Genomic DNA, 17,355 nt, shown 5'->3' on the forward strand with positions numbered 1-17,355 from the left:
AAGTGATTGATATACTATTTGCAGTATTCGTTGGTCGATAGACGTCTTCCGGCAACAGATTTCATTTTTGCATTCCTAAGTTCAGAGGTAGTCATGATTAAGAAAATCGGTGTGTTGACAAGCGGCGGTGATGCGCCCGGCATGAACGCAGCAATTCGTGGCGTGGTTCGCGCGGCGTTGACGGAAGGTCTTGAAGTTTTTGGTGTCTATGACGGTTACCTTGGCCTGTACGAAGATCGTATGGTACAGCTCGACCGCTACAGCGTGTCTGACATGATTAACCGTGGCGGCACCTTCCTGGGCTCTGCACGTTTCCCGGAATTCCGCGAAGAGCACATCCGTCAGGTGGCTATCGAGAACATGAAGAAACGCGGTCTGGATGCATTGGTGGTAATCGGCGGTGACGGCTCCTATATGGGTGCAAAACGTCTGACTGAAATGGGCTTCCCGTGCATCGGCCTGCCAGGCACCATCGATAACGACATCAAAGGAACGGATTACACCATCGGCTTCTTCACCGCGCTTGGCACGGTTGTTGAAGCGATTGACCGTCTGCGCGACACCTCCTCTTCTCACCAGCGTATCTCCATCGTTGAAGTGATGGGCCGCTACTGTGGCGACCTGACGCTGGCAGCGGCCATTGCGGGTGGCTGTGAGTTTGTGGTGGTGCCAGAAGTAGAATTCAGCCGTGAAGACCTGGTCGCCGAGATCAAAGCCGGGATCGCTAAAGGTAAAAAACACGCCATCGTTGCTATCACCGAGCACATCTGTGACATCGAAGAGCTGGCGCGTTACATCGAAACCGAAACTAAGCGCGAAACCCGCGCCACCGTTCTCGGCCACATCCAGCGCGGTGGCTCCCCGGGTCCTTACGACCGTATCCTGGCCTCCCGTATGGGTGCGTACTCCATTGAGCTGCTGCAGCAGGGCTTCGGCGGTCGTTGCGTCGGTATTCAGAACGAAAAACTGGTTCACCATGACATCGTTGACGCAATTGAAAGCATGAAGCGTCCGTTCAAAGGTGACTGGCTGGACTGCGCGAAAAAACTGTATTAATTGAATGGGTAACGCCGGGTGGCGGCTTCGTTTACCCGGCCTACGATTCGTGCTTTTGTAAGCCGGGAAGGCGTAGATGCCACCCGGTTTTTTTTCGCTTCCTGCCTATTTATTCCCCAACGTTATATCCAATCTTTTTTTATTCTTTAATCATTGGTGAGCTTTCTGGCACGCTGCACTCATCAAAAACATCATTAAGCGAGTTGGACGATGAACAAATGGGGTGTGGGGTTTACTTTATTGCTGGCATCGACCGGCGTTCTGGCAAAGGATATCCAGTTACTGAACGTGTCTTACGATCCGACACGTGAACTGTACGATCAGTACAACAAAGCGTTCGCGGCGCACTGGAAACAGGAAACCGGCGACAACGTGGTGATCCGCCAGTCGCACGGCGGTTCCGGTAAGCAGGCAACGTCGGTCATTAACGGTATCGAAGCCGATGTCGTGACCCTGGCGCTGGCTTACGACGTGGATGCCATCGCGGAACGCGGACGCATCGATAAGAACTGGATTAAACGCCTGCCGGACAACTCCGCACCGTACACCTCCACCATCGTTTTCCTGGTGCGTAAAGGCAACCCGAAACAGATCCACGACTGGAATGATCTGGTGAAGCCTGGCGTATCCGTGATCACCCCAAACCCGAAAAGCTCCGGTGGCGCACGCTGGAACTATCTGGCAGCCTGGGGCTACGCCCTGCATCACAACAATGGCGATCAGGCTAAAGCGCAGGATTTCGTAAAATCGCTGTATAAAAACGTTGAAGTGCTGGACTCCGGCGCGCGTGGTTCAACCAACACCTTTGTGGAACGCGGTATTGGTGACGTGCTGATTGCGTGGGAAAACGAAGCGCTGCTGGCCACCAACGAGCTGGGCAAAGACAAATTTGAAATTGTCACCCCGAGCGAATCGATTCTGGCTGAACCGACCGTTTCCGTTGTCGACAAAGTCGTGGATAAGAAAGGCACACAGGCCGTGGCCGAAGCCTATCTGAAGTATCTCTACACGCCAGAAGGCCAGGAGATCGCTGCGAAGAACTACTACCGTCCACGTGATGAAGCGGTGGCGAAGAAGTACGAAAATGCCTTCCCGAAACTGAAGCTGTTCACTATCGATCAGGAGTTCGGCGGCTGGACCAAAGCGCAGAAAGAACACTTCTCGAATGGCGGCACCTTCGATCAGATCAGCAAACGCTAAACACAAATAGCCTCATCAGGCCCGGTACGCCTCGCGCGACCGGGCTTTTTTGTTTGTCATCATTTTGCGTTACTCTTTCATCTCATTCGGAAAAAGGAAACGCGTCATGAAAAAAGCAGCTTTTATCCTCCTGGCGCTGGTGGCGATCGCCATTGTGGCGGGGGGGATTTTCCGGATGAAGGCGGGCGACCCCGATGCGTTACGCGACATTGTCCTCGACCAGTGCTTGCCTGGTCAGCTGCAGCAGCGCAATCCTGCCCCTTGCGCCCAGGTGAAACCGGATGCCGGTTATGCGGTGTTAAAAGATCGCAACGGACCGCTGCAGTATCTGTTGATGCCCACTTACCGTATCAATGGCACGGAAAGCCCGCTGCTGACACAGGCTAACACCCCCAATTTCTTCTGGCTGGCGTGGCAGGCGCGCAGCTTTATGCGTGTGAAGCACGGCGCGGATATTCCTGACAGCGCGGTGTCGCTGACGATTAATTCCCGCACCGGGCGGACGCAAAACCATCTGCATATCCACATCTCCTGCCTGCGCCCGGACGTGCGTGCGGCGTTGAATGCGCATCAGGCGCAAATCAGCACCCAGTGGCTGCCGTTTCCTGGTGGTCTGGAAGGGCATACGTATCTGGCGCGCCGGGTAACGGATGCGGAGCTGGTTAAGCGCAGCCCGTTTATCATGCTGGCAGAGGAGGTACCCGATGCGCGCCAGCACATGGGGCGCTACGCCATGGGGATGGCGCAGCAGGCGGATGGGTCGTTTATCCTGCTGGCGACCGAGCGTAATCTGCTGACGCTTAACCTCGCAACCGCTGAGGAATTGCAGGATCATCAATGCGATATCCTGAATTGACCCCACCATAAATGGCGTTTACAGAGGCAAACGCTCCTCGTAGACTTGCTGAAAAAATCTACAGGAGACAGGTATGTCGCTCTGGTTTACTCACCCGCTGTTTCTGCCCTCGCTGATTATCCTGGTCACTATCGTGCTGTGGGCGACGGCGCTACTGCCGGAATTTCTTACCGCGCTGCTGTTCTTTACCGCGGCGATGATTGCCCGAATTGCCCCGCCGGATGTCATTTTTGGCGGTTTTGCGTCGTCCGCCTTCTGGCTGGTGTTCAGCGGATTTGTGCTCGGCGTGGCGATCCGCAAAACGGGACTGGCGGACAGGGCGGCGCGAGCGCTGTCAGCCAGGCTGACCGATTCCTGGGTGCAGATGGTGGCGAGCGTGGTGTTGCTCAGCTACGCGCTGGCGTTTGTGATGCCGTCTAATATGGGGCGTATCGCGCTGCTGATGCCGATTGTGGCGGCGATGGCGAGGCGAGCAAGCATTGCCGATGGCTCCCGGGCGTGGTTTGGCCTGGCGCTGGCCGTCGGGTTTGGCACCTTCCAGCTTTCCGCTACCATTCTGCCTGCCAACGTGCCCAATCTGGTGATGAGCGGCGCGGCGGAAGGGTCGTACGGCATTCATCTCAACTATGTGCCGTACTTGCTGCTGCACACCCCGGTGCTGGGCGTTCTGAAAGGACTCATTCTGATCGGCCTGATCTGCTGGCTGTTTCCCGGCGCCCCGAAACCGGCGCAGGATCTTGCGCCACCGGAGCCGATGGGGCGCGATGAGAAGCGGCTGGCCTGGCTGCTGGCGGTGGTGTTGGTGATGTGGGTGACGGAGAGCTGGCACGGGATTGGCCCGGCGTGGGTCGGGCTTGCGGCTTCGCTGGTGGTGCTGCTGCCGCGCGTGGGGTTCATCACCGGCGAGGAGTTTTCGACCGGGGTGAACATGCGCACCTGCATCTACGTGGCGGGCATTCTTGGGCTGGCGATCACCGTGACGCAGACAGGGATTGGCCGGGCGGTGGGCGAGGCCTTGCTGCAGGTAATGCCGCTGGATGCCGACAATCCGTTCACCAGCTTCCTGGCGCTGACCGGTATCACCACGGCGCTGAATTTTATTATGACCGCGAACGGCGTGCCGGCGCTGTACACCACGCTGGCGCAGAGCTTCTCGGACGCGACCGGTTTTCCGCTGCTGTCGGTGATTATGATTCAGGTACTGGGCTATTCCACGCCGCTGCTGCCGTATCAGGCGTCGCCGATTGTGGTGGCGATGGGGTTAGGCAAAGTGCCGGCGCGGGCGGGGATGTTGCTCTGCCTGGCGCTGGCGATCGCCACCTGGCTGGTGCTGGTGCCGCTGGATTATCTGTGGTTCAGGATCCTGGGACAGCTGTAAAAAAAGCCCGGTAGCGCTGGCGCTGACCGGGCCTTGTTCATCGGCAAACAGCGATTACGCCTGTTTAGCCGCTTCTGCTGCTTTAACGATCACCGCGAAAGCGTCAGCTTTCAGGGATGCACCGCCAACCAGCGCGCCGTCGATATCCGGCTGGGTGAACAGCTCAGCTGCGTTCGCTGCATTTACGGAACCGCCGTACTGGATGATCACTTGCTCAGCCACTTTCGCGTCGGCTTTAGCAATGTGGTCACGGATAAATTTGTGCACTGCCTGAGCCTGCGCAGGGGTTGCTGATTTGCCCGTACCGATTGCCCAGACGGGTTCGTAAGCGATAACTGCGCCTTCGAACGCGCTCGCGCCCTGCGTTGTCAGTACCGCGTCGATTTGACGTGCGCAAACTTCTTCAGTTTTGCCCGCTTCGTTTTCTGCTTCGGTTTCACCGATGCACAGAACCGGCACCAGGCCTTGCTCTTTCACCACGGCAAATTTCTTCGCGATGAACTCGTCGGATTCTTTGTGGTAAGTACGACGTTCAGAGTGACCGATGATGATGTATTTCGCGCCGATATCTTTCAGCATTTCAGCGGAGGTTTCACCGGTGAATGCGCCAGACAGGTTAACGTCAACGTTCTGCGCGCCCAGAATGATATGGCTACCGTCAGCAGCGTGTTTAGCCAGATCCAGATACATGTCCGGTGGAGCGATCGCAACGCCGCAGCCGGTCACGCCAGCCAGCTCTTTACGCAGATTCGCAACCAGTTCATTTACCATGTGGCGGCTGCCGTTGAGTTTCCAGTTACCCATCACTAAAGGATGTCGCATTTCATTTCTCCACGCTACAAGAGCGAATTAAGGATTATGGCCGCCCTGAAGGGCAGCATGGTCTGTGAATCAGTATAGAGATTTTCCCTCGAAAGGCTTTGCTTTTTGTCATTAATTCGCCCCACCGAGCGTCTCAGATAACGCCAGCTTAATCGGTTCAACAGCGAAGGTCAGCCCCTTTTCGCCGTTGTCTGCCACCACATAGCGAACCGCACCTTCCGTTTCGGCGTAGTAGCGCTTATTTTTGCCTGCCGACAGCAGTTTTTGCAGTTTTTTCTGGCTCTGGGATGGGGTCAGCGCGGGGGTAAAGGCGCGTAAAATCGCGCTCATGTACTCCAGCGCTTTGGCTTTTGCGGCTTTTTGTTCTGGTCCCTGAATCGGCAGCCAGGTGATCTGCATGCTCTTAATTTTTAGCGTACCGCGCTCCAGCGCGGTAGAAGCATACAGATTTTCATTAATCTTACTGGCGGCGCGGGTCAGATTCGGGGTATCCCGGGCACCGTCAATGGCACGAAACTCGCTAAGCGGAAGCCGGGGGTTGTTGCTATTGAACGTCTCCCGAAAGAGGCTAATGGACTGATCAAATGACGGCGCACCCGGCATCACATAAGGTGCGGTTGCGGGCGCGGAGGTCTGCGCTGCGCGCACAGAAATGCCCGCACCCAGCAGTGTTAAACTCAGCCAAATAAAGAGAAACCGCATCTTCATCAATAAAATCCCTGAATGTTACTGCCCACGATTAAAACGGTATCCGGCTGGCTTGTCAAAAGGATGCAACTCCAGGGTAAACTACGCTCCGCTACGATTCTAAGGAACCTGATATGACCATACAGCAGTGGCTGTTCTCATTCAAAGGGCGTATTGGACGCCGTGATTTCTGGATCTGGATAGGCGTCTGGATTGCCGCCATGCTGATCCTGTTTACCCTGGCAAGCCGCGCGTGGTTGAGCACTCAGACCGCTGCGTTTGTGCTGGTCTCTCTGCTGTGGCCGACGTCGGCGGTGTTGGTTAAACGTCTGCACGACCGGGGCCGCTCAGGGCTATGGGCGCTACTGGTTGTTCTGGCGTGGATGCTGCTGGCGGGGAACTGGTCGATGCTGCCGTCGATGTTGCCGTGGGTCGTTGGACGCTTAATTCCCACCATTATTTTTGTGATGATCGTTATCGACCTGGGCGCCTTTGTCGGCACCCAGGGGGCAAATAAATACGGAAAAGATACGATCGACGTGAAGTACCGTTAATTACCAGTAGTGCTCAGCAGTCATATGGCCCGGCCGACGGCGCAAATGTTTGGTCATCTGTCGGGTCGTTTTCAGCAGTTCCTGGGTATCGCGCACCATCTGCGGATTACCGCACAGCATCACATGGCTGGTTTCAGCATTCATCGACAGGCCAACGGCCGCTTCCAGCTCCCCCTTTTCAATCAGCGCGGGCACGCGCCCGGTCAGGGAACCTGCTACCGTTTCGCGACTCACCACGGTCTGAATTTTCAGTTTGCCTTCATAGCGCTTTTGTAATTCCAGCATCAGCGGCAGATAGCTCAAATCGGCGGCATAGCGTGCAGCGTGTACCAGCACGATATTTTTAAAGCGATCCAGATCCTGTCCGTACTGCAGAATAGAGAGATAAGGGCCGATGGCGGTACCGGTTGCCAGCATCCACAGCGTGTCGCAGGCCGGGACTTCATCCAGCACAAAGAAGCCTGCCGCTTCGCTCACAATCTGTATCTCATCGCCGGGCTTCAGCGCCGCCAGTCGTGGGCTCAGTTTGCCATCAGGGACGGTGACCAGATAGAACTCAAGGTCCGGGTTATCCGGCGCGTTAACGTAGGAGTAGGCGCGCTGCACGCGTTCGCCGTCGATTTCCAGCCCCAGCTTGGCGAACTGCCCGGCCGTGAAGGGATGGATGGGAGCATGGACGGTGAGACTAAATAGCGCATCGGTCCAGAATTCTACCTTTTTAACTTTACCTGTTACCCAGTCTGCCATGATCTTCTCCTGTGCTGATTTCTTGTTCTATCTTCCTTACCTGGGGGAGAGATTTCCAGCCCGCGCGGGCCGGAAAGCTCAATTGATCAAACGGTATTACAGAATGTGGGTCTGCACGTCGGGATCTTTGCGGTCCAGATAGTGAATCGACTGGATGCGGCGGATGGTGCGCGATTTGCCGCGGATCAGCAGCGTTTCGGTGGTCGCCATATTGCCTTTGCGGCTGATGCCGTCCAGCAGATCGCCTTTGGTGATGCCGGTGGCCGAGAAGATGACGTTATCGTTGCGCGCCATGTCATCCAGCTGCAAAACGGTATTGGCTTCGATACCCATGGCGGCACAGCGTGCCAGCTCCTGCTCACCGATACGACGGTTCTCTTCGCTGTCGCCTTTTACCTCATGACGCGCCAGCAGGCGGCCCTGCATATCCCCATCCAGAGCGCGGATTGCCGCAGCTGAAACCACACCTTCCGGTGCGCCGCCGATCCCGTACAGCACGTCGACTTCACTGTCCGGCATGCAGGTGAGGATCGAGGCCGCTACGTCGCCATCGGGGATCGCAAACACGCGCACGCCCAGCTGCTGCATATGCGCAATCACGGCATCATGACGGGGTTTCGCCAGAATGGTGACGGTCAGCTCAGTCAGTGGTTTATCCAGCGCGGCGGCAACGTTACGCAGGTTATCCGCCAGCGGCAGGTTCAGGTCGATTGCGCCTTTAGCCCCTGGTCCGACAATCAGCTTTTCCATGTACATATCTGGCGCATTGAGGAACGAACCTTTATCGCCCACCGCCAACACTGCGAGCGCGTTGGCCTGACCCATGGCGGTCATGCGGGTGCCTTCAATCGGATCGACGGCGATATCCACCGCATCGCCGTTGCCGGTACCGACTTTTTCACCAATAAACAGCATTGGCGCTTCGTCAATTTCGCCTTCACCAATCACGATGGTGCCGTCAATGTTGACCTGGTTGAGCATAATGCGCATCGCATGAACGGCAGCCCCGTCCGCGATATTCTTATCGCCGCGGCCAAGCCACTTGTAGCCCGCCAGGGCGGCAGCTTCGGTTACGCGGGAAAATTCGATAGCAAGTTCACGTTTCATTGGGTACTCGTGCAGTCAAAAGGGATTGCACGAAGTTTCTCACAGAGTGGGAAGGGTGCGGCCTGATGCCCTCACCCTCTCCCACAGGGAGAGGGAACCTGAATACCCTCTCCCTGTGGGAGAGGGCAGGGTGAGGGGAAGTATTACGACTCGTCGTGATCTTCCCACGCCAGCGCGCGTTTCACCGCTTTCTTCCAGCCGCTGTAGCGGAAGTTGCGCTCGGTGGTCTCGATGCCTGGACGGAATTCGCGCTCGATGACCGCTTTTTCCTGCAGCTCGTCGAGGTTCTGCCAGAAGCCCACCGCCAGACCGGCAAGGTACGCCGCACCCAGGGCCGTTACTTCACGGACTTCCGGACGCTCCACGCGGGTGCCGAGAATGTCGGACTGGAACTGCATCAGGAAGTTGTTCGCCACCGCGCCACCGTCCACGCGCAGGGCGTGCAGACGAATGCCGGAGTCAGCCTGCATCGCTTCCAGCACGTCGCGGGTCTGATAGGCGATAGATTCCAGCGTCGCGCGGATGATGTGGTTCGAGTTCACCCCACGCGTCAGGCCGAAAATCGCGCCGCGAGCATACGGATCCCAGTACGGAGCACCCAGCCCGGTAAACGCCGGTACCACGTACACGCCGTTGGTGTCTTTCACTTTGGTGGCGAAATACTCAGAGTCGAACGCGTCGCTGATAAGCTTCATCTCGTCGCGCAGCCACTGAATGGATGCGCCTGCCATAAACACCGCGCCTTCCAGAGCGTAGTTCACTTCCCCACGCGGACCGCAGGCGATGGTGGTCAACAGCCCATGTTCGGACTTCACCGCTTTCTCGCCGGTGTTCATCAGCATAAAGCAGCCGGTGCCGTAGGTGTTTTTCGCCATCCCTTCCTTCACGCACAGTTGGCCAAACAGCGCCGCCTGCTGGTCACCGGCGATCCCGGCGATAGGAATACGGGTGCCGCCTTTACCGCCGATATTGGTCTGGCCGTAAATTTCCGAGGACTTGCGCACCTGCGGCAGCATGGCACGCGGGATGTCCAGCACCTCCAGCATTTTGTCGTCCCAGTCCAGCTGATGGATGTTGAACAGCATGGTGCGCGAGGCGTTGGTGTAATCGGTCACGTGTACGCGGCCCTGGGTCATCTTCCAGACCAGCCAGGTATCCACGGTGCCGAACAGCAGTTCACCGCGTTTGGCACGCTCGCGGGAGCCTTCCACGTGGTCGAGGATCCACTTCACTTTGGTACCCGAGAAGTACGGGTCGACCACAAGGCCAGTGGCGCTGCGGACATACTCTTCCATGCCGTCGCGCTTCAGCTTCTCGCAAATTTCTGCAGTACGGCGGCACTGCCAGACGATGGCGTTGTAGATCGGTTTCCCGGTTTCACGCTCCCAGACAATCGCCGTTTCGCGCTGGTTAGTAATACCGATTGCCGCAATCTCATCGGAACTGATGTCCGCTTTCGCCAGCACTTCGACCAGAGTCGAGCTTTGTGAAGCCCAGATCTCCATCGGGTCGTGTTCAACCCAGCCTGGCTTAGGATAAATTTGCTCGAATTCGCGCTGTGATACGCTGACGATATTCGCGTCATGATCCATCACGACAGCGCGGGAGCTGGTCGTGCCCTGGTCGAGCGCAACGATATATTTTTTGTCGGTCATAGTGAGGTCCCGTAGTCAGATTACAGCGAAGCGTTTTGTTGTGTGCCGGAGGTCGTGTCCTTCTCCTCGGCAATACAGGTGTCGCACGGCAAGTGGCGGCCAATCAGCTTACGATAGCCGAATGCGCCCAGCGCAGCACCTACAATGGGGCCGAACAGCGGCACCAGGAAGTAAGGAATGTCTTTTGCGCCAGTGAAGGCAACGTCGCCCCAGCCTGCAAAGAAGGCGAAGGTTTTCGGTCCGATGTCACGCGCCGGGTTCATGGCGAAGCCGGTCAGCGGACCCATCGATGCGCCGATAACCGCAATCAGCAGGCCAATCAGCAGCGGTGCCAGCGGGCCACGCGGAATGCCGTTGCCATCATCGCCCAGTGCCATGATGACGCCCATCAGGATAGCGGTAATCACCATTTCAACCGCGAAGGCCTGCACAAAATTAATGTGTGGGTTGGGATAGGTCGAGAAGATGCCCGCCAGTTCCAGACTTTCGGCACTACCGCGTACCATGTGGTGCGTCTGTTCAAAGTCGATAAACAGATTGTAATAGAGCCCGTAAACCAGCGCCGCCGCGCTAAAAGCACCGGCAAACTGCGCCACGATAAAGGGCGCGACTTTACGTCCGTCAAAGCAGGCAAACAGCCATAGCGCAATGGTCACAGCAGGGTTCAGGTGCGCACCGGAAACACCCGCCGTCAGGTAGATGGCCATCGCCACGCCCAGACCCCAGATCACGCTGATTTCCCACTGGCCGAAGCTGGCGCCCGCCACCTTCAGCGCCGCCACACATCCGACACCGAAGAAAATAAGTAATCCGGTACCCAGAAACTCGGCGATGCACTGACCTTTTAAGGTTGAGGTTTCACTCATAATCGGATCCTGAAAGAAAATTTATGGTTATTATTCGTGTGGCCATGGTCATACCAGCCCACTCGTTCTGTAGATATAGTGTTAATTTATCGTTAACGAGCAAAAACGAGAAATATCGAAATCAAAATGTGTGTACTGCGTCAATAAAATGAGCGATAACGCGCCATGAAGTGAGCGGAGAAGCAGCGGAGTGGTAGGTGGCAGAAGCATTTCATTAACTAAAGTATTAACAATTTAGAGGTATATGACGCGAACGCACCAGGACGAGGCCGAAAAGTGTGGCAAACCGCAATCTGCGCGGTCTGCCGCTGGACAGGGACGACGGGGCTCCATACAATCGGCACTATATGTTGTGCGCGTTTACATCAAAGCGTCGCCTTGCAATTCAGGAGAGGTAGGATTATGTCGTTAGAAGTGTTTGAGAAACTGGAATCGAAAGTACAGCAGGCGATCGACACCATCACCCTGCTGCAGATGGAAATCGAAGAGCTGAAAGAAAAAAACAACGCGCTGTCGCAGGAAATTCAAACTGCTCAGCACGGTCGTGAAGAGCTGGAGCGTGAAAACCACCAGCTGCGCGAACAGCAGACTGGCTGGCAGGATCGTCTGCATGCCCTGCTGGGACGTATGGAAGAGGTGTAATTCTGCTTCCGACATAAAAAAAGCATCCTCAGGATGCTTTTTTTGTTTCTGCAGGATGCCGGGTTACTCGATATCCAGCGGATCTTCGGAAAGGATAATCCCGGTATTGTCGGCGTAGAGGTGGTCGCCAGAGAAGAATGTCACACCGCCGAAATTGACGCGCACGTCGCTTTCGCCAATGCCTTCACCTGCGGCACCTACCGGAATCGCGGCCAGCGCCTGTATGCCCAGATCCAACTCTTCCAGGTCATCTACCTGACGCACTGCACCATACACCACAAGGCCTTCCCATTCGTTTTGCATGGCAAGACGGGCAAGATCGGCATCGATGAGTGCGCGGCGTACGGAGCCCCCGCCATCGACCAGCAAAATGCGACCACGGCCATTCTGTTCGAGCAGATCGTACAGCAACCCGTTGTCCTCAAAACATTTCACCGTAATGATTTGTCCGCCAAACGACGACCGTCCTCCAAAGTTGGAAAACAGCGGTTCTACGACGTTAACATCTTCCTGGTAGATGTCACAAAGCTCAGAGGTATCGTATTTCATAGGCTTAAGGTTCAGTTGCTGCGAATGATTTCAGTATATCGCGCGAATCGCATTGTTTGCAAAATCATCAATTGTTAATTGATATTTGTCAGCTAATTCAGCGTCTGGCTAAGCACAATTCCAACCACGAACAACAAGTTAGTGAGCAGTGCACCTTTTACCGTGCGTTCGAGCATTGGCGGCATCGCGGACGCACTTTGCTCGCGGATCACGAAACGCGCTTGCTTCACCAGCAGCGGCGCGGCAAGGATAAACAGCCAGCCCCAGACGCTGTGCAGCGACAGCAGATTAAACAGCGCCAGACACAGCATTGCGCCCATCAGCAGGCAGGCGTGGTAGCGTCGCGCATTCACCGGCCCAAAACGTACCGCCAGCGTGTTTTTACCGTTCTGACGGTCGCTGTCGATATCGCGCAGGTTATTAATATTGAGTACCGCCGTCGCCAGCAGACCGCAGGCCGTGGCAGGCAGGAACAGGGCCGGGATCAGGGCGTGAGCCTGTAAATACCCGCTTCCCATTACGCTCAGCCAGCCAAAGAAGACCATCACAGAAATATCACCCAGACCAATATACCCGTAAGGACGGGTGCCTACGGTGTAGGTGATTGCGGCAACAATCGCCAGCACGCCCATCACGAGGAAGCCAACCACATCGGCGGGGGTTTTACAGGCCACCAACACCAGCGACAGCCCGGAGAGGCAAATCAGCACCACGGTGATAATGAGTGCCCGCTTCATTTGCGGCTGGGTGATCACTCCTTTCTGCATCCCACGCAGGGGGCCAATCCGGTCGGGTTTATCGCTGCCCTTAACCGCATCGCCATAATCGTTGGCGAGGTTAGAGAGAATTTGCAGTAATCCGGCGGTAATCAGCGCCAGAACGGCAACAAGGGGATCGAAATATCCCTGCCACCAGGCGAGGGCTGTGCCCACCACAATGGCGGCAAAGGCGAGAGGAAGTGTTTTAGGACGTAGGCTTTCCAGCCAGGCTTGCGAACGGCTAATTTCAGTCATAGTTATTATTTGCCAATAAAAATGGGGCTTTTCAGCCCCATCATCAGTGATGAAAATGCATTGAACGCGATTATAGGATAAAACGGCTCAGATCTTCATCTGCTACTAAAGCATCAAGGTGCTTACTCACATAGTCGGCATCAATGGTAATGCTCTGACCATTCAGGTCACTGGCCTCATAAGAGATATCTTCCACCAGACGTTCCAGTACGGTATGCAGACGACGCGCACCGATGTTTTCGGTGGTTTCGTTAACCTGCCATGCCGCCTGAGCGATGCGTTTGATGCCGTCTTCGGTGAATTCAATGTTCACCCCTTCAGTCGCCATCAGCGCTTTGTACTGCACGGTGATAGAGGCATTTGGCTCGGTGAGAATACGCTCGAAATCTTCGGTGGTCAGCGCTTGCAGCTCAACGCGGATAGGCAGACGACCCTGCAGTTCAGGGATCAGATCGGATGGCTTCGCCACCTGGAACGCGCCAGAGGCGATAAACAGGATATGGTCAGTTTTAACCATGCCGTGCTTGGTGGAGACGGTGCAGCCTTCTACCAGCGGCAGCAGGTCGCGCTGTACGCCTTCACGAGACACGTCCGGACCGTTCGATTCACCACGCTTACAGATCTTGTCGATCTCATCGATAAACACGATCCCGTGCTGTTCAACGGCGTCGATAGCGTCCTGCTTCAGCTCTTCCGGGTTGACCAGCTTGGCGGCTTCTTCTTCAATCAGCAGCTTCATCGCGTCTTTGATTTTCAGCTTACGCGGTTTCTGCTTCTGGCCGCCCAGGTTCTGGAACATGGACTGCAGCTGGCTGGTCATCTCTTCCATGCCTGGAGGCGACATAATCTCCATGCCCATAGGCGCAGCGGCGAGATCGATCTCAATCTCTTTATCATCCAGCTGGCCTTCACGCAGTTTTTTGCGGAAAGACTGACGGGCAGCAGAGGGTTCAGCAGGCTGTTCGGCCTGGCCCCAGTTATTTTTTGCCGGTGGGATCAGCACATCCAGGATGCGTTCTTCCGCCATCTCTTCGGCGCGATAGCGGTTTTTCTCGATCGACTGGACGCGCACCATCTTAATTGCAGAATCGGTCAGATCGCGGATGATAGAGTCCACTTCTTTACCGACATAGCCCACTTCGGTGAACTTGGTGGCTTCGACTTTGATGAACGGCGCGTTCGCCAGCTTCGCCAGACGACGGGCGATTTCGGTTTTACCGACGCCGGTCGGGCCGATCATCAGAATGTTTTTTGGCGTCACTTCATGGCGCAGCTCTTCATCGAGCTGCATGCGGCGCCAGCGGTTACGCAGGGCGATCGCCACGGAGCGCTTGGCGTTATCCTGGCCGATGATGTGTTTGTTCAGTTCGCTGACAATTTCGCGTGGGGTCATTTCAGACATGAGAAATCCTTACGCCTTAGACGGCAATTCTTCGATGGTGTGGAAGTGGTTGGTATAGATACAGATATCACCTGCAATATCCAACGCCTTCACAGCGATATCGCGTGCGCTCATGTCGGTATTTTCCAACATCGCGCGGGCAGCGGCCTGGGCGTACGGGCCACCGGAACCGATAGCAATCAGGTCGTTTTCTGGCTGCACCACGTCACCGTTACCGGTGATAATAAGCGAAGCATTTTCGTCGGCAACGGCCAGCAGCGCTTCAAGTTTGCGCAGCATACGGTCGGTACGCCAGTCTTTCGCCAGCTCAACGGCGGCTTTAACCAGATGGCCCTGGTGCATTTCGAGCTTACGTTCGAACAGCTCAAACAGCGTGAAGGCGTCAGCCGTACCGCCTGCAAACCCGGCGATCACTTTGTCGTTATACAGACGACGCACTTTTTTCACGTTGCCTTTCATGACGGTATTACCCAGCGTGGCCTGGCCATCACCGGCAATTACCACCTGGCCGTTACGGCGTACACTTACTATTGTTGTCACGAAGACCCCCTGGTTTACATAATCGGAATAGGGGCCCCGAGCCAGTGCTCAGGGCTGAATAGAATGATAGATGGGGGGGATTTTGGGGGTTTCAACCCCCGGAGGCGAGTCGAATGCAGTTTGAGTGACCCGCCATCTTCAGACGAGTAATGGTGCTGTCAGCATTATCTTTGCCTTTCACCGGACCTATCACCACGCGATTCCAGCCGTTGTTGGTGGTGATGCGCGAATCAAAGCCTTCAAAGGCCAACTGCGCGCGCACGGTTTCAGCCTGCTCTGCGCCTTTAAATGAACCACACTGCACCATCCAGCGGCGCTCGTCTTTCTTCTCTGCGGTTGGCTTCGGTGGCTCGGTTTCCCGGGTGACCGGTGCCGCCTGCTGGGCTTTCGGCTGCGCTGCGGCCGTGTGCGCTGGCGTTTGCAGCAGATCCTGATACGGCTGCGCAGCGGTGCTTTGCTTCGCAGGCTGCGTTTTTGGCTGCTGCGCAGGTTGCGTCTGCACGGTACGCGGCTGCTGATACGGCTGTTCCGCTACGCGCGGCTGCGCTTTCGGCTGCTGCACCGGTTGGGTCTGCGCCCACTGCTGCTGTTGCTGTTGAGTTTGCTGCTGAACCTGACGCTGGCGTTGCAGCGTTTGCTGGCGTTGCGCCGCCGTCTGTTCATTCCACGGCACCTCGTTAAGCTGCGTAGGCTGCTGGCGCATATCGGCCTGCATCTGTGCCAGCAGTTGGCGCTGTTCGTTGGTTAATTGCGTGGGATCCACGACTTCGCCGCCAGCAGAAGGTTCGGTCGGGGCGCGTACGCCCGGCTGGCGACTTTCAAGCTCTTTAATATAGCGCCAGCGCTCTTCAGGCTTCGGCGGTAAGCCATTACCGACGACCTTTTTGCCCTGCAGTGCTTCCGCTTCTTCTTTTTTATGATGCGTAATGAACCAGAGGCCGCCGATGAACGCGACCAGCACCGCCGCAGCAATCGCCACCATGGCAGGCGAGACAGCAGGCAGACTACGTTGCTGGCTCCGTGAGCTACTCTTTTTGCGTCGCGAAGGTGCCGGCTGGCCGCGACGTACATAATCTCGTTGTGCCACTATCGTTTCGCTGTATTTATTCGTTTGTCAGCCCGTCATGTTACTTAAGCGGCGGGCCTTTGACCAGTCGAGGAAGTCTGAAAGGCGGTGACTTTACGTCAGCGCCTGGGTGGAACCACGAATGATTAATTCACAGTCCAGCAAGCGTGACCCACTGCTGACGGTTTGCCCGTTAAGCTGATCAAGCAACAGCAGCATCGCTTCACGGCCAATATCATAGCGTGGCTGCGCTACCGTCGAGAGCGGCGGATCGCAAAACTCAGACAATGAAATATTATCGAAACCGATAATAGAGAGATCTTTCGGTACGTTCAGGCCACGGCGTTTTGCGTAAGAGAGCGCACCCAGCGCCATCACGTCGCTGTGGCAGAACACCGCGGTAGGCGGTTCCGGCAGCGCCAGCAGCGCCTCCAGCGCCAACCCGCCGGCGGCATAGGTAAAATCACCGCGGGCTATATAGTGTGGATCAACCGTCACCCCGGTACGACGCAGGGCCTGAACATAGCCCTGCAGGCGATAATGGCACAGCGGCATCTCTTCCGGTCCAGCGATACAGCCGATACGCTTATGTCCCAGATCCTGCAGATAATTCACCGCATTAAATGCGGCGGTGAGGTTATCGATATGGACGGTGGGCAGCTCCAGCTCCGGCGCGAATTCGTTGGCCATCACCATTGGCGGGAGGTTGCGTTGTTCTTCGATGCTGGCATCGAACGGCAGACGTGAGCCGAGCAGCAGCATGCCGTCAATCTGCTTGGTGATAATCAGGTCAATAAAGGTTTTTTCCTGCTGGTTCTGGTGCGCGCAGTCGCCTATCAACACCAGATATCCCGCCGCGGCGGCAGTCACTTCGATGCCGCGGATGATTTCACTGAAAAAGGGATCGCAGATGTCGGGCACAATGACCAGAATGGTGCGGGATTCATTACGCTTGACGTTACGGCCCATCGCCTGGGGCAGATAGCCCACTTCCAGCGCCGCCTGCTCAACGCGATTACGCGTAGTCTGAGAGACTTTATCGGGATTCATTAAGGCTCGGGATACCGTTGCCGTAGAAACATTCGCTTTCAGGGCAACATCTTTCATGGTCGCCGAGGCAACCTCTTTCCTGGACTTCAACCTCTTCTCCTCACAGGCGTATCACCGGTCTTCTGACTCCGTCAGTTTTATCAGATCGTGAATGGAATCGGTTAC

The 17,355-nt window shown here is 56.1% G+C and carries 18 protein-coding genes; 6 read left to right on the forward strand and 12 right to left on the reverse strand.

Annotated elements, in window-relative coordinates:
• Window positions 1–93 precede the first annotated feature (93 nt).
• The 4 genes from pfkA to ACRDD5_RS21025 all read left to right on the forward strand — a co-directional run bounded on the left by pfkA (window position 94) and on the right by ACRDD5_RS21025 (window position 4,490).
• Window positions 94–1,056, forward strand: coding sequence for a 6-phosphofructokinase (pfkA, locus tag ACRDD5_RS21010; protein ID WP_271281431.1), 963 nt, complete (start codon window positions 94–96; stop codon window positions 1,054–1,056).
• A gap of 210 nt (window positions 1,057–1,266) precedes the next feature.
• Window positions 1,267–2,256 (forward strand): sulfate ABC transporter substrate-binding protein, encoded by a 990-nt coding sequence (locus tag ACRDD5_RS21015; RefSeq protein WP_271266253.1) that lies wholly within the window; start codon window positions 1,267–1,269, stop codon window positions 2,254–2,256.
• Between the two features lie 106 nt (window positions 2,257–2,362).
• The gene (locus ACRDD5_RS21020; protein WP_438677892.1) at window positions 2,363–3,112 is read left to right on the forward strand and encodes a CDP-diacylglycerol diphosphatase; all 750 of its coding nucleotides are present in this window, start codon (window positions 2,363–2,365) and stop codon (window positions 3,110–3,112) included.
• A 73-nt stretch (window positions 3,113–3,185) separates the two neighbouring features.
• Window positions 3,186–4,490: an SLC13 family permease gene (locus ACRDD5_RS21025; protein ID WP_438677893.1), complete on the forward strand. Its 1,305-nt coding sequence runs from the start codon at window positions 3,186–3,188 to the stop codon at window positions 4,488–4,490.
• A 54-nt stretch (window positions 4,491–4,544) separates the two neighbouring features.
• Here the strand turns inward: ACRDD5_RS21025 and tpiA are convergent, their stop codons facing one another.
• Together tpiA and ACRDD5_RS21035 are read right to left on the reverse strand one after the other, a co-directional pair.
• The gene (tpiA, locus tag ACRDD5_RS21030) at window positions 4,545–5,312 is read right to left on the reverse strand and encodes a triose-phosphate isomerase (RefSeq protein WP_271281434.1); all 768 of its coding nucleotides are present in this window, start codon (window positions 5,310–5,312) and stop codon (window positions 4,545–4,547) included.
• 111 nt (window positions 5,313–5,423) lie between these two features.
• Window positions 5,424–6,014 carry a DUF1454 family protein gene (locus tag ACRDD5_RS21035; protein ID WP_418939598.1) on the reverse strand — a complete coding sequence of 197 codons (591 nt, stop codon included), beginning with the start codon at window positions 6,012–6,014 and terminating at the stop codon, window positions 5,424–5,426.
• A 119-nt stretch (window positions 6,015–6,133) separates the two neighbouring features.
• Here ACRDD5_RS21035 and ACRDD5_RS21040 point away from each other — a divergent pair, with 119 nt between their 5' ends.
• On the forward strand, window positions 6,134–6,553 hold the full coding sequence (locus ACRDD5_RS21040) for a DUF805 domain-containing protein (RefSeq protein ID WP_438677894.1): 420 nt from the start codon (window positions 6,134–6,136) through the stop codon (window positions 6,551–6,553).
• Here the strand turns inward: ACRDD5_RS21040 and fpr are convergent, their stop codons facing one another.
• The 4 genes from fpr to ACRDD5_RS21060 form a co-directional block, all read right to left on the reverse strand.
• The gene (gene fpr / locus ACRDD5_RS21045; RefSeq protein WP_271281437.1) at window positions 6,554–7,300 is read right to left on the reverse strand and encodes a ferredoxin--NADP(+) reductase; all 747 of its coding nucleotides are present in this window, start codon (window positions 7,298–7,300) and stop codon (window positions 6,554–6,556) included. It abuts the gene before it with no gap.
• A gap of 96 nt (window positions 7,301–7,396) precedes the next feature.
• Window positions 7,397–8,407, reverse strand: coding sequence for a class II fructose-bisphosphatase (gene glpX / locus ACRDD5_RS21050; protein ID WP_438677895.1), 1,011 nt, complete (start codon window positions 8,405–8,407; stop codon window positions 7,397–7,399).
• Window positions 8,408–8,550: 143 nt separating this feature from the next.
• A complete protein-coding gene (gene glpK, locus ACRDD5_RS21055) occupies window positions 8,551–10,062 on the reverse strand; it encodes a glycerol kinase GlpK (RefSeq protein ID WP_271281439.1) in 1,512 nt (503 codons plus the stop codon).
• Window positions 10,063–10,082: 20 nt separating this feature from the next.
• Entirely contained in the window at window positions 10,083–10,928 is an 846-nt protein-coding gene (locus ACRDD5_RS21060) for an MIP/aquaporin family protein (protein ID WP_271281440.1), read from the reverse strand.
• A 402-nt stretch (window positions 10,929–11,330) separates the two neighbouring features.
• On the opposite strand from ACRDD5_RS21060, the gene zapB reads away from it, so the two are divergent.
• Window positions 11,331–11,570 carry a septal ring assembly protein ZapB gene (gene zapB / locus ACRDD5_RS21065; RefSeq protein ID WP_325934173.1) on the forward strand — a complete coding sequence of 80 codons (240 nt, stop codon included), beginning with the start codon at window positions 11,331–11,333 and terminating at the stop codon, window positions 11,568–11,570.
• A 63-nt stretch (window positions 11,571–11,633) separates the two neighbouring features.
• Here the strand turns inward: zapB and rraA are convergent, their stop codons facing one another.
• The 6 genes from rraA to cytR form a co-directional block, all read right to left on the reverse strand.
• Window positions 11,634–12,119, reverse strand: a complete 486-nt coding sequence (gene rraA, locus ACRDD5_RS21070; protein ID WP_271281442.1) for a ribonuclease E activity regulator RraA — start codon at window positions 12,117–12,119, stop codon at window positions 11,634–11,636.
• Window positions 12,120–12,211: 92 nt separating this feature from the next.
• A complete protein-coding gene (gene menA, locus ACRDD5_RS21075; protein WP_438677896.1) occupies window positions 12,212–13,132 on the reverse strand; it encodes a 1,4-dihydroxy-2-naphthoate polyprenyltransferase in 921 nt (306 codons plus the stop codon).
• A gap of 70 nt (window positions 13,133–13,202) precedes the next feature.
• Window positions 13,203–14,534 carry an HslU--HslV peptidase ATPase subunit gene (gene hslU, locus ACRDD5_RS21080; RefSeq protein WP_271281444.1) on the reverse strand — a complete coding sequence of 444 codons (1,332 nt, stop codon included), beginning with the start codon at window positions 14,532–14,534 and terminating at the stop codon, window positions 13,203–13,205.
• 9 nt (window positions 14,535–14,543) lie between these two features.
• Window positions 14,544–15,074 carry an ATP-dependent protease subunit HslV gene (hslV, locus tag ACRDD5_RS21085; protein ID WP_271281445.1) on the reverse strand — a complete coding sequence of 177 codons (531 nt, stop codon included), beginning with the start codon at window positions 15,072–15,074 and terminating at the stop codon, window positions 14,544–14,546.
• A gap of 91 nt (window positions 15,075–15,165) precedes the next feature.
• Window positions 15,166–16,161, reverse strand: a complete 996-nt coding sequence (gene ftsN / locus ACRDD5_RS21090; protein ID WP_438677897.1) for a cell division protein FtsN — start codon at window positions 16,159–16,161, stop codon at window positions 15,166–15,168.
• A 93-nt stretch (window positions 16,162–16,254) separates the two neighbouring features.
• Window positions 16,255–17,280: a DNA-binding transcriptional regulator CytR gene (cytR, locus tag ACRDD5_RS21095; RefSeq protein ID WP_438677898.1), complete on the reverse strand. Its 1,026-nt coding sequence runs from the start codon at window positions 17,278–17,280 to the stop codon at window positions 16,255–16,257.
• Window positions 17,281–17,355: the final 75 nt, after the last annotated feature.

It is taken from the genome of Silvania sp., from assembly GCF_051656365.1.
GTDB classification, from domain to species: Bacteria; Pseudomonadota; Gammaproteobacteria; order Enterobacterales; family Enterobacteriaceae; genus Enterobacter; species Enterobacter hatchlandensis.